Annotated in this window: 11 protein-coding genes; 4 read left to right on the top strand and 7 right to left on the bottom strand. The window is 68.7% G+C overall.

What is annotated here, in order from left to right:
* Positions 1–115: 115 nt before the first annotated feature.
* From ABZY11_RS38465 to ABZY11_RS38450, 4 genes are all read right to left on the bottom strand, one after another.
* Positions 116–430: a winged helix-turn-helix domain-containing protein gene (locus tag ABZY11_RS38465; RefSeq protein WP_356483620.1), complete on the bottom strand. Its 315-nt coding sequence runs from the start codon at positions 428–430 to the stop codon at positions 116–118.
* Between the two features lie 222 nt (positions 431–652).
* The gene (locus tag ABZY11_RS38460) at positions 653–1,309 is read right to left on the bottom strand and encodes a response regulator transcription factor (RefSeq protein ID WP_356483619.1); all 657 of its coding nucleotides are present in this window, start codon (positions 1,307–1,309) and stop codon (positions 653–655) included.
* Complete coding sequence (locus ABZY11_RS38455; protein WP_356483618.1) at positions 1,288–2,385, bottom strand: hypothetical protein; 1,098 nt, start codon at positions 2,383–2,385, stop codon at positions 1,288–1,290. Before ABZY11_RS38455 ends, ABZY11_RS38460 begins: the two co-directional genes overlap by 22 nt.
* Positions 2,378–3,439 (bottom strand): ATP-binding protein, encoded by a 1,062-nt coding sequence (locus ABZY11_RS38450; RefSeq protein WP_356483617.1) that lies wholly within the window; start codon positions 3,437–3,439, stop codon positions 2,378–2,380. The genes ABZY11_RS38455 and ABZY11_RS38450 overlap by 8 nt, the downstream gene beginning before the upstream one ends.
* Before the next feature lie 556 nt (positions 3,440–3,995).
* On the opposite strand from ABZY11_RS38450, the gene ABZY11_RS38445 reads away from it, so the two are divergent.
* The 3 genes from ABZY11_RS38445 to ABZY11_RS38435 all read left to right on the top strand — a co-directional run bounded on the left by ABZY11_RS38445 (position 3,996) and on the right by ABZY11_RS38435 (position 7,187).
* Positions 3,996–4,826 carry a peptidoglycan-binding protein gene (locus tag ABZY11_RS38445; RefSeq protein WP_356483616.1) on the top strand — a complete coding sequence of 277 codons (831 nt, stop codon included), beginning with the start codon at positions 3,996–3,998 and terminating at the stop codon, positions 4,824–4,826.
* 152 nt (positions 4,827–4,978) lie between these two features.
* Positions 4,979–5,758, top strand: a complete 780-nt coding sequence (locus ABZY11_RS38440; RefSeq protein ID WP_356483615.1) for a D-Ala-D-Ala carboxypeptidase family metallohydrolase — start codon at positions 4,979–4,981, stop codon at positions 5,756–5,758.
* Between the two features lie 325 nt (positions 5,759–6,083).
* A complete protein-coding gene (locus tag ABZY11_RS38435) occupies positions 6,084–7,187 on the top strand; it encodes a M23 family peptidase (RefSeq protein WP_356483614.1) in 1,104 nt (367 codons plus the stop codon).
* Positions 7,188–7,248: 61 nt separating this feature from the next.
* Here ABZY11_RS38435 and ABZY11_RS38430 read toward each other — a convergent pair whose 3' ends face one another.
* A complete protein-coding gene (locus ABZY11_RS38430; RefSeq protein ID WP_356483613.1) occupies positions 7,249–8,814 on the bottom strand; it encodes a DEAD/DEAH box helicase family protein in 1,566 nt (521 codons plus the stop codon).
* A 660-nt stretch (positions 8,815–9,474) separates the two neighbouring features.
* Here ABZY11_RS38430 and ABZY11_RS38425 point away from each other — a divergent pair.
* A complete protein-coding gene (locus ABZY11_RS38425; RefSeq protein WP_356483612.1) occupies positions 9,475–9,711 on the top strand; it encodes a hypothetical protein in 237 nt (78 codons plus the stop codon).
* Positions 9,712–10,068: 357 nt separating this feature from the next.
* Here the strand turns inward: ABZY11_RS38425 and ABZY11_RS38420 are convergent, their stop codons facing one another.
* Entirely contained in the window at positions 10,069–10,914 is an 846-nt protein-coding gene (locus ABZY11_RS38420; RefSeq protein ID WP_356483611.1) for a DUF1963 domain-containing protein, read from the bottom strand.
* A gap of 116 nt (positions 10,915–11,030) precedes the next feature.
* The coding region (locus ABZY11_RS38415) for a leucine-rich repeat domain-containing protein (RefSeq protein ID WP_356483610.1) at positions 11,031–11,735 on the bottom strand (705 nt) is incomplete at its 5' end.

The following is an 11,735-nucleotide window of genomic DNA, read 5'->3' as shown; positions in this document are numbered from 1 at the left end:
GGCCGGAAGCACAGCAGACCGGCCACCGAGAGACGTCCCCGGCCACGGCCGGACACCTTGACCCTCGGGGTGATGCCGCGCCGGCCCCAGGTACGACCCTTGGGCGGTCGACCGGTCACGCCCGCTTCGTCCTCGAAGCAGATGAACGCGCCGGTCGCCGCCCGGAGGGTTTTACCTCCCGCCAGGTCGCCTCCCGCCATGCGGTGATCGCGTCCTCGTCCCGTTCGGCGGCGGGCCGGGCGGGCATCTGCACGCTGCAGCCCATGCGGTGCAGCAGCCGAGTGACCCCGCTTCCGAGTTGGCGCTCCAGCACCGACAGTTGGTGGCGCAGGGCGAGGATCTCCACGTCCTTGTCCCGATCGCTCATCGGTAGCAGGCGCAGCATGGCGAACGCGTTCGCCATGCCCGAGTAGGCCAGTCGCAGCAGCACGGTTGGTCATCATGCCGCGTTGATCGACAGCCGCGCGACGGCGCGGACTCGACCGACCGCGCTCGACATCCCGTACACCCCGCACACCAGCTCCGACCAGGGCGGATGAGGCTATCGGCAAGCGCAGGGTTGGGTGGGGTCATGCGGTGAGTTGTTGTTCAAGGCCGTTGAGCAGGGGCTGCAGCCCGGCCGCTTCGGAGTGAGGGGAGGGAAAGACTCGCGTCACAGGTCGTCGACCTGGACCAGTCCGTCCTGGATTGCTCGTGCCAGGAGCGCGGCCTTGGTGGGCGCCTCCCTGCCGATCGTTGCGTACTTGATCCGGATGTGTTCGAGGTGGGTGTTGACCGTGCGCGGCGAGATACCCAGGCGTTGGCCCACGAAGTCCTTGGACTCGGACTGGAACCACTCGACCAGCACCTCGGTCTCGCGCGGCGAGAGCGCCGGCCGGTTGGCGGAGCGGTCACCTGCCAGAGCTCCTGCCAGCGATGGCGGAGTGTACGCGCGGCCCGATGCCGCAGCGACGGAGGCTTCGAGGAGATGTTCGGCGCCCTCGGCCTTCGTCAGGTAGCTCAGGGCCCCCAACTCCAGGCACTGCAGAGCGATCTCGTCATCCGCGCGCATCGAGTAGACGACGACCCGCCGCCCCGCCTGAGCCAGCCTGCGCAGCTCGCTCATGGCTGGCGTCGGCCCGCCCAGGTGCAGGTCGAGGATCACCACGTCGGCAGTGGCGCCCGCACCGGTCCACGCGACCCGGACGTCGTCACCCGACGCCACGACCTGGATCGGCGGGGTGCCGGTGACCAGCCATTGGGCGACCCCGGCACGCACTGCGGGGTGGTCGTCGACGATGACGGCGCTCAGCTCTGTTGCTTGCGCCATCTGGCCTCCAGCCGCAGGTACTCACCGTAGACGCCGTACTCGACCCCGACTCGGCCGGTGGATTCGATGACCAGGTCGGCGTAGGCGTCGGCCACCACCGCGATGCGTACCTCCTCATCGGTGCGCAGCATGCTCACCCTGGCACGAATCCGCGCCGCCGACAATGCCGTGACCACCGGCCCGGTCAGCTCGTGACGCACCTGCGAGGGCACCGGCACGGCGGCGCCACTGACCGCGAACGACACGTCCACGCCTCGTCGCTCCGCCGCGTCGACGCACGCGGTGACCTCGTGCACCAACGGGTCGGGCACGTCATCGTTCTCGGCGAACAGCCGCCGCAACTGCGTCGCGGCAAGCGCACACCGCCGCTGGGTGTCACTGTCGCGTGGGTCCAGTTCGCCGTCGGCCAGGCCCGCGAGAAGCGACAGCGTCGAACCCAACTGGTCGGCGAAGAGGCACCGTTGGCCCCGTTCCCACTGCTGCGCCGTCAGTACCCGGGTCTCCAGCCGGTCCTTTTCCTCGGCCACCGCCATCGCCTCGTGGGTCTGCCGGTGCAGCACTCGCGTGATCACTACGACCGCCAGCTGGACGTTGACCGCGCCGAACGCGGCGGCACCGGCCGCACCCAACGTGGCGCGGTCCGGCACGCCTGCTGAAAGGAACAGTCCCATGCTTGTCACCAGATGCGTGGCCAGAACCGTGATCAGCACCCGGATCCGGTCCAGCGACAGCAACAGCAGGTGCCACCCCACCAGGCCGAACGACCAGTCGGACGCCTGGAAATGCTGATCCGGGGCGAGAGCGGCCGGGGCGCAGAACGACACCGCGAGTACCACCGCCGTGCCGGCCACCACGACGGCGACGGGCAACGGCTTCCGCCGCAGCACCCACCCGCAGCAGACGGCGGTGACGCAGGCCAGGGCGATGAAGGCGGCCACGGCGAGCCATCGGTGCTGGTACTCCTGTGTGAGCAAGGGGTGCAGACACAGGCCGAACTGCAGAATGCCGGTGGCGCAGACCAGGGTGATCCGCATCGTCGCGTAGACGTGGTCACCTGCCGCGCGTCTCTCACTCACCGGACCACACCAACCTCACTGTGGCACCCGCACCGGGACGCGAGGTGATCGTGGCGCTGCCGCCCACGGCGACCATGCGCTCGACCACCGAGCTCCGGATACCGCGACAGGAGCGCGTCATCTCGTCCGGGTGGAACCCCACCCCGCGGTCGGCCACCTCGACGATGACCCGCTCGCCTTCGCCGCGCACGCTCAGCACGGCGGTGCCGACCTCGGCATGCCGCTCGACGTTCACCAGTGCCTCGCGCACCACACGCACGAAGGCGAGTGCCACCGAGGCCGGAACCAGCGGGGTGTCCTCCGCGCGGACGTCGACGGCCAGTTGGCCGCGGCCGACGACGGTGTGCAGCGCGGCCGTCAGGTCCACAGTGCTGTCCTGGGCGGTCGCTCCCCCCGCGGTACCGGTGAGCACCGCCAGGTCGTGCCGGGCATACTCGGCGACCTGCTCCGGGTCCGATTCCTTCGCCTGCCCCGTCACTAGAAGGAAGGTCGACGCCGCTGTGTCGTGCAGCAGCGCGAGGTACTCGCGTTCCTGCCGGTGCCGCGCCAGCGAGGCCGCCTCCGCGCGCGCCAGCGCCGATCGGCGTTCCCGCAACTCATCCACCCGCCTGGCCGATTGGCGAAGCAGCACGAATCCCAGGCGCGCCAGCAGGCACTCGAACACCAGGCGCGGCAGCAGAGTGCCGACGACATCGGTTCCCACCGCGGTCAGGTCGACCGCGATCAGGTCAACTGTGAGCAGCCAGGACGTGACGGGCACGGCGACCGACGGGGGCCACTCCAACTGGAGTGTGATCGCCGTTGTGGTCAGCATGTTCAGCGCCCACAGGTTCAGTGGCCCGCCGGTCCATTCCTGGGTGCCGCAGACCGCCGCTACCCTCAGCACGGCGAACACCAGAGACAGCACCGCGCCGCGCCCCGTGAACCCCGCCCAGCAGTCCACGCCGGCCCCCATGAGCACCAACCCGAACAGGGCGAACCCCAGCGGCAGGGATTCGTCGGATACGGCGAGCAGGCCGAAGACACTGATGACGACCAACGCGACCCCGCGCACGGGAGGAACCAACCGGCGGGCGGACGCCAGGAATCGCGCCTCGACACTGCCTTGCGGCGAGATCGGCGGCACGCCGCTCACCGAACCGGTCCGAGGGCGGGGTCGCTGGTGCCGCCATCTTCGCGAGCGAGTGGGCAGAGCTCTCGAACAGCCGGTGCGACACCGCAGGATGACAACCCGGGCATCGGTTCACCGTCCTCCTGGGTTGGTCCGGCCACTTCATCCGTCGAGGACGAGCCCCGACGACGCCGGACTATACCGAAGCCGTACGACCGCTCCTCACGTCAGACGTGCGTGCTCGTCGGCCGCACAGGGCCGGGGCAGAAGTGTCGGCGGCGGGTGAATCAGGCCGTCGCCGAGAAGAAGCGACACGGCAGACATGTCGTGTTCCGTATGTCGGTCGAACACCCGATGCCGGCCGGGGTCATCCGTTGCTACTTTTCGGCGCGCAATATTCCTCGACGTGGGAGTCGGGTTGATATCAGGAACAAGAGTCAGACGCGCGTGGGTCGCAATTGCCGCGGTATGCGCGGCCCTGGTGGTCTCACTCGGTCTTGTGCAGTCGGCCACCGCCACTCCGGCCTGGCCCATCCTCAGCAATGGCACGACCGGCGCGAACGTCGCCACCGCCCAGTACCTGTTGCGTGGTCACGGTTACGACATTTCGGTCGACAGTGATTTCGGCCCGGCGACCGAGAACACGGTGGTTGCCTTCCAGGAGTCCAAGGGGTACGCCGCGGACGGTGTCATCGGCGCCGAGACCTGGCCGGGGCTGATCGTCACGGTCCGGGAGGGCAGCAGCGGCGACGCGGTCGCGGCGGCGCAGTCCGCTTTGAACAAGTACGGTTACGGACTGGCCGTGGACGGACAGTTCGGTCCGGCCACCGCCTCCGCGGTCACCTCGTTCCAGAGTGACAAGGGTCTGTCCGTGGACGGTGTCATCGGCCCCGAGACCTGGCAGAACCTCGTCGGCCAGGGCGGCGGTGGCGGCGGGGGCTGCACGGTGCCGGACGACCCCGAGCCCGAGGTGCTCAAGGTCGTCTACCGGACCGGCGTCGGACTCGGCGTCAGCGACAGGGTGTTGCTCGCCGGGTTTGAGGCGGGCGTTGTCGAGTCCAACATGAACAATCTGGACTGCGGCGACCGGGACTCGCTCGGAGTGTTCCAGCAGCGTCCGTCACAGGGCTGGGGCACGCCGGAACAGATCATGGACGTGTCGTACGCGTCGAACGCGTTTTTCACCCGCGCCATCCGGGTGGCGGCGGACAATTTGGACCTGTCCGCGGGTCAGGTGGCGCAGGCCGTGCAGGTCTCGGCCTACCCGGACCGCTACGACGCAGTGGAAGGCACCGCCCGCGAGCTGATCGAACGCGCATCGCACCTCTGAAGTCCTGGTGAATTCTCCGTCACACCCGTTGCAGCCGGCTTCCAGCCACGCCATTTCCTGACCGGACATTGATAGTTGTTCGGCCGATTCACGAGGCTGCGCCCCCTGACCGTGTCATCCGACCATGTCGTCGTCCGAACAGAGGCCCCCACATGACATCGCGTTCATCCCTGTTGCTCGCGTCCGCCCTGACCGGCGTCAGCCTGCTTTTCGCCGCACCCACGTCCGCGTCCGCGAGCCCCGCACCGTCCCTCGCACCCGCCTCGGCAGCCACCGGCCTCGCATCCGCCGGAGCCTGCTTCACCTGGGACCGGTCCTTGAGCGAGGGGACGTCCGGCGAGGACGTACGGCAGCTCCAGATCAGGGTCGCCGGCTACCCCGGGTTCGGCGGCGAACTCGCCATCGACGGCGAGTTCGGCCCGGTCACCAGGGCCGCGGTGCAGCGCTTCCAAACTGCGTACGGCCTGGAGGCCGACGGCATCGCGGGCCCGCTCACCTTCGGCAAGATCTACGAGCTCCAGAAGGGCGACTGCTCCCCGGCCAACTTCGACTGGTCGGAACTCAACCAGTGCGGCACCGACTGGTCGGGCGGCCAGGTCGACGCCGCTACGGTCCAGGCCAACGTCCTGGTCACCATGTGGAAACTGCAGGCCCTGCGGCACGCGATGGGTGACCAGCCCATCGGCATCAACGACGGCTTCCGCGACCACGCCTGCAACGACGCCGTCGGCGGAGCCTCTGACAGCCTGCACATGTACGGCCTCGCGGCCGACATGAGCGCCGGGTCCCAGGGCTTCTGCGCCCTGGCCTTCGAGGCCCGCGAGCACGGCTTCACCCAGATCCTGGGACCGGGCTACCCGGGCCACGACGACCACGTCCACGTCGCGGGCGGCACCGGACAGTACTGGTCGGCCCCCAGCTGCGGGCTCTGAACCCACCCGGCACCAATTCACACCGTCTCCCCGTTACCTTTTTCGTGGCCCGCAATGGGGCGCCTGGCCCCCGGGTCCGGTATGGCTGTGTGCCCCCTACGCGACAGGACCGCAGTGATGGCAGACGAGCCGGGCCGTAGGCAAGGCGAGTCGGAGCACGGCACACCCCACCGACTGACTTGCCCGATCCGCCGGCCACGTACCGGAAAGAAAAGCACCCGCCCGGAGTGCTTCAGCCTCAACTTCCCTACGGCGTGACCGCGTTCCACCACGCTCTGACCACCTGCCGGTCCGGCAGGCCCTCTTGTACAGAAGGGACACCGCCATGCTTTCCAAGCTGTCCGTGAGAACCACCGTCGCCGCCCTCGCCGCCACCGGGCTGCTGGCCACCGCGCCGTCGGCGACGGCGGCTTTCCGGCCCTCGGCCGCGACACCGGCCGCAGCCCCGGTGGCCGCCGTCCAGTCGCCGTCCCCCGGTGTCACCGTGAAGATGGCATCCGCAGTCGCCGACCGCCTCGGCACCGGCCGACAAGCACTGATAGACGCCGTCTCCATGGACGTTCTCTCCCGGTCCCACGACGCCAAGGGCCTCGCCCCGAAAGCCGCTGTCAGCGAACTCGCTGCCGAGGGCCGCAAGGTAGTCGTTGACGTCCGCACCGTCTCGCCCGGGTGGGCCCGTGGCGTCGCGTACGTCGAAGCGCCGCGCACCCACCACGGCGAGCCGGAAGGCTGGCTCTACATCGCCCACCGCAAGAACGGGCACTGGGTCTCAGGCCTCGAAGGCGACCGCGAATTCGCCGACCACGTGGCCAAGTCCCCGCTGGTCGGCAAAGCGGAGCGGCAGACCATGACGGCATACGCGCAGCACAAGGCGACGCCGCAGCAGCAGACGTCGTCGGTGGGAACCATGGCCAACACCAACGGGCTGCTGCTGCCCTGGATGCCCGACTACTACATGACCCTGACCGGCGGCGCGCACTCCAGCGACGGCTCGACCGGCTACTGGAGCAGCCTCGACTTCGCCGGGGGCAACGCCAGCGGCCGGATCCGCTCGTCTCGTGAAGGTACGGCGACCTCGATGTGCGGCGCCGGCGGCGGCTGGACCAGAGTGATCCACCCCGGCGGCTTCTCGACGGACTACTACCACATGTGGAACGCCACCTACTACAACGGAACGTCGATCGCCCGCAGCGCACTACTCGGCAACACTGGCACCGACACCTGCGCCGGCGGTTCCGCGACCGGAGCCCACGTGCACTGGAGCCTGCGCACGTACGACGCCAACTACAACGGCCAGTACACCTGGCTGAACGGCCGCACCATCGGCGGCTGGACCTGGTGGAACGGCTCCAGCCAGTACACCGGTTGCGCCACCCGCGCCGGCGTCACCGCCTGCCCCGGCACGGCGATCTACAACCGCACCAGCTGACACAGCCCCGCCCTACCGCACCCGGCCCCACCGCCGGGTGCGGAGTCACGCGGTCAGGACCTCATCGGACGGCGACGCGACCGACAGCCGCGCCGCCCACGGCAACTTCCGCAACTGGGCACGCCTCACCGCCCACACCCTCACCCACGGCTTCGCCTTCCGCGCCCTCTTCAGGCACCCAACTGCCGCTGCGGATGCGGGGGTCGGCGAGGTGTTCGATCGTTTCGGTGTCGTGTGCCCGTAGCGCTGCGAGGACCTTCGCGAGGGTTCCGTAGGCGTCCGAGGTCAGCATTTCGCCCGGCTTTTCACCCGGAGCGAGGAATACCGGAACAATCAGAGAAGCAATTTTCCCTTGACCGGGCTTGATTCGCAGGGCCCGTCCGACCATTTGCACGATATCGATCATCGACCCCCGCGCATCACAGAACGCGACGGAATCACAATTCGCCGTATCGACGCCCTCACCCAGCACCTTCACCGAGCTCAGCACCCGCAACGCCGCCGGCACCAACCCCCGCCCCCGCCCACCGACGCCGCCTTGCTGCGCCTGGACCGGGCCTTGGTTCTGGTTCGTGATGATGTCGGAGGCGAACTCCTCTAGCACGGCACGTCGGTGAGTCGGCGGGTGTTCGCCGTACAGCCAGTCGGCCCATACTCGTTCTGGGTCCGGGTAGCGTCGCGGGTCGTCTTCCCATAGCTTCCGGGCTGCGTCGACGACGCCTGTGGCCATGGCTTCGGCTTCGCTGACCCGGCTGTGGAACGTCAGGACCTTGCGCAGGTTCTCCTGGGCGGCCGCGGTCACCAGTCCGGTCTGTAGCGCGGCGAGCCGCGCTCCGCGTGTGGCGTCCGATCCGAACCCGGCTTCCTGGCGCAGCTGATGGAACTCGGGATCGGAAATATCGACACATACCACCTGGTAAGGGGCAATCAAACCTCGGCTCACCGCCTGTGAGAGCGTCAGTTTGTACGCCACCGGCCCGAATACCCGCGACCTCGGGTCCATGCTCGCGATCAGCTGCGGCTTCCCGGCCTCACCGTCCCGGGCATGCTCGGGTGCTTCCCAGATCCGGGCCGTGGCGGTCATGTACAAACGGCGGGTCGCCGGGATCCGCACCTGGTCGTGCACCACCGCCCACGGCTTGCCCGCATACCCACTGGTGCGGTGTGCCTCGTCGACGACCATCAGGTCCCACGCACCAAGGCCGCCACCATGGGCGCGCTGGAGGATGCCGAGGCCGACGGCGGCGTACGTGGCGAACACCGTGACACGCTCCAGACCCCTTACCCAGGAGACGAGTTCACCAGGATCGGTCGTGCACGGCACACCGTCGGAGTCGTCCGCTCGGAGCGAGCAGACCCCGACCATCGCCCCCATACGGCCTCCTTCCCGCCATGCGGCCGCGGTCTGGGTCAGCAGATCCAGTGTCGGCACCAGGACCAGGACACGCCGCGCGCCGAGCTTCTCGGCGGCCGCGACAGCGATCAGAGTCTTCCCGGAACCGGTCGCGGCGATCACCTGGGTCCGCAGCCCCTCGGCCGGCAGATGCCCGCTCGCAGGCGTCTGCAGGGCCCTCAGAACCGCGTCGACCGCCTCCACCTGATGCGGGAACAACTCCTTCGACGACACCAAAATTTCCTCTCCTCGACCGATTCAGACATATTTCCTGATGGGTGTCGTGGGTTTTTCAGTGGTGTGATGTCGTGGGTCTTCATTGCTTGGTATGGGGTGTGGGCTGGGGTTTTGGGTGGTGGGGGAGTGTTGGCGGGTGTCGTTTTCTCGTGATGAAGTCTGGTGTCGTTTCCCGGTGTTGTTTTGATGTCGCCTTTGTAAGCGGCGTGAGTGGTGTCTTGTGGGTGTAGCGGGGGCGGCTTGTGGTCCGTGGCGGGAACGGTGCGTGGTTCAGCGGTTCGTGTGGGGCTGTACGGCGGTCGGAATGGTGGACCAGGGGCGGGGACAGCTGTCTGCCTGGAGTTGTTTGGGCGGGTCGGGGGTGGGGATGCCGGACGGGATGATGCCGTGGGCCGTAGGGCGTGAGGCGGCGATGGGCCGGCTGATGGCGCTGGACGGCCGCGGGGAGCTGACGACAGCGCATGTCCGTGCTGTTGTGCAGGGGCTGGGTGTTTCACTGCGGACGGTCTGGAACTGGCCGCGCGCCGTGGGTACGACGTGTACGGGAAGCGTCCGCCGACGTGCCGGAATGCGTGTTGGGAGGGGGACCACAAGCGGGTCCCGGTCCGTGTCCGGATCCGAGGTGGAGTTGCCCGCATACCTGCACCGGTGGGCGCGATGAGCGGCTACGACCTCGACCGGCAGTTGCTGGAACGCCTGATCGGTCTGGCCCGCAACGGCGACGTCCGAGGCGTGCTGGGCCTGTCTGCGGACGCCGATCCGCAGACCTTCCACCTGACGGACCCGGTGCTGAAGCACCTCTACGAGTCGCTGCTCGCGCGGAACTGGTGGCGGGGGATCTCGGTGAGTCCCCCGCGTCGACGACGAGTGGACCGACGCGTGGGGCATCATTGAGTGGGGGTTCTTCGACCACGACGACGACGGTTATGCCATGCAGTGGCTCAACGAGGGCGCCGCGATCGTCTTCAGCACGGACCGCCTGGGGCTCGCCGATCCCGTACTCGCCAGGAAGCGCTGGCAGGCCGTCCTGCAGGGCCCCTACCCCGAGGGCGCCCAGGAACAGCTGGACGCCCTGGTGCCGTCCATGACAGCCGCGGTTCGCGCCGGACTCGAAGGGCTCATCGCCGCTGACCGCGGACGGAGTCCGATCCGGCGGGTGTGGGCGAGATCCGGCGGACGGCGTCGACCCAGAGGACCGTCCCCGGCTCTCCTGGTTCGCGGCCCCCGTCGGCCACGGGACGAGCCGTCGGTTTACGTGCACTGCATGCGCAGCCCGGTGCGCCGGGTGTGCGTCCGGCACATGAACAGATACAGGGTTCCCACATCACCCCACATCGCGTCGGTGAGCTCGGTCGGCCGGATCTGTAGTAGCAGCTCCATCGGCCGTGCGCATTCCGTGCAGAGGGGCGTCACGTCGAAGTCGTGTACCCAGTGCGGGTATCCGCCGAGCGCCACCCCGGCATTGCGCATGTGCGGCCGTAGGGCGAGTTCCTGCGTCAGCTTGAGTGCGGCACGGTCGACCCAATTCTGGAAGCCGTAGTCGTCCCGCCCAAGAGCCCAGAGTTCGGGGCAGTGCAGCCGCAGCCCGCCCCAGTCGGGCAGCGACTTCGCCAGGCGCGGCACCGCGTGGCGTTCGTCGAAGCCGGGCTCGGTGAAGTCGGGCTCGGTGCCGTGTACGAGTACCTTGGGTCGCCGCAGTTCGGTGTAGGAGCGCACGAGCCATCCGCCTCGTTCGTGATCCCGTCCCCACGGGTGGCAGTTCCAGCAGTAGAAGAAGGTGAAGAACGCGATGGGGAGCCTGTCGTGCAGGCCGTCGCGGGCGTAGTCGACCTGCGCGACGAACCGGAGGTCGTCGGCGCAGCCGTCGCACAGGGGCCAGGTCTCGCCCTCCTCCACCGTCGGGAGCCCGCCGAACCGCGTGGCGACGACCTCCCGCGTCAGGGGCTGCGCAGGAACGGGCGGGGGGACGGCGTGCCGTTGTCGGCGTCGTTTACGCGTGCGTGTCTCGGGCGGGGGTTGGGCTGTCTCAAGTACGGTGCGCGTCCGGATCAGCGGCCGCAGCAACTGCTCGACGTCCTTCTCCTCAAGTGCGGGCATGCGCGCATCGTAGGCAGCCGACCAGCGGCCGTACAGTCGTTCGCTTGCCGATGCCGGGATCACCGGCACCGACATCCGTAGAACCACTGAGTCGCACACGTGACTTTGTCGTCGATTCACCGTTCCAGGCGGACGTGCGGGAGTTCGTCGCGCAGGCGGTCCAGGACCGGCCGGCTGAGCTTCGTGTACCGCAGATCGACGGCTTCGAGATGTGGCAGCCGGAAGAAGGACTCCGGCAGGACCGTCAGCTCATTGGAGGAGAGGTCCAGCCGCCTGAGTTTCTGCATTCGGGCGAAGGCGTCGTCGGGCAGCGCGGTGAGGGCGGTTCGCACGACCTGGCCGCGCACCGTGCATTCGCCCCAGCGGTCGATCTCCAGTTCCTCCAGGGTGGTGATGGCCCAGATGCCGGAGAGCAGATCCCTGTCAGGCTCGGGCTGGTACGTCCATAGGGTGTTGCCGCTCAGTCGCAGCACCCGCAGTCGCGGGAGTCGCGCGAGGTCGGGCAGCCGCTCCAGACGGCCCGAGAGTGAACCGCGCAGGTCCAGTTCCTCCAGGCCGGCCAGGGCGAGCAGCTCGTCGGGGACGGTATCCAGCCACACGTGCATGAGGCCGAGAGTCCGCAGTCCTGTCAGCCGGGTCACCGGCAGGGGGAAGCCGACCGGCGACCGCCCCGGGGCGTGCATGCCGGACAGGTCCAGCTCGCGCAGCGCCCGCAATCGGCCCACGGCCTCGGGCACCGCGCAGGTCAGCCCTCGGGCGCGCAGCTCTTCGAGCCGGGCCAGGTCGCCGATCTCCTCCGGCAGGGACTCGAACCGGTTGCC

Source organism: Streptomyces sp. NPDC006510 (assembly GCF_040611955.1).
GTDB lineage: Bacteria > Actinomycetota > Actinomycetes > Streptomycetales > Streptomycetaceae > Streptomyces.
The sequence above is the reverse complement of the archived record's forward strand: the minus strand, read 5'-3'. Positions and strand labels throughout refer to the sequence as shown.

Bases quoted from the DNA above. Each gene is read 5' to 3' on its own strand.
- ABZY11_RS38460 (WP_356483619.1), bottom strand. From the start codon at position 1,309: ATGGCGCAAGCAACAGAGCTGAGCGCCGTCATCGTCGACGACCACCCC.
- ABZY11_RS38440 (WP_356483615.1), top strand. From the start codon at position 4,979: ATGACATCGCGTTCATCCCTGTTGCTCGCGTCCGCCCTGACCGGCGTC.
- ABZY11_RS38435 (WP_356483614.1), top strand. From the start codon at position 6,084: ATGCTTTCCAAGCTGTCCGTGAGAACCACCGTCGCCGCCCTCGCCGCC.
- ABZY11_RS38425 (WP_356483612.1), top strand. From the start codon at position 9,475: ATGAGCGGCTACGACCTCGACCGGCAGTTGCTGGAACGCCTGATCGGT.
- ABZY11_RS38420 (WP_356483611.1), bottom strand. From the start codon at position 10,914: ATGCCCGCACTTGAGGAGAAGGACGTCGAGCAGTTGCTGCGGCCGCTG.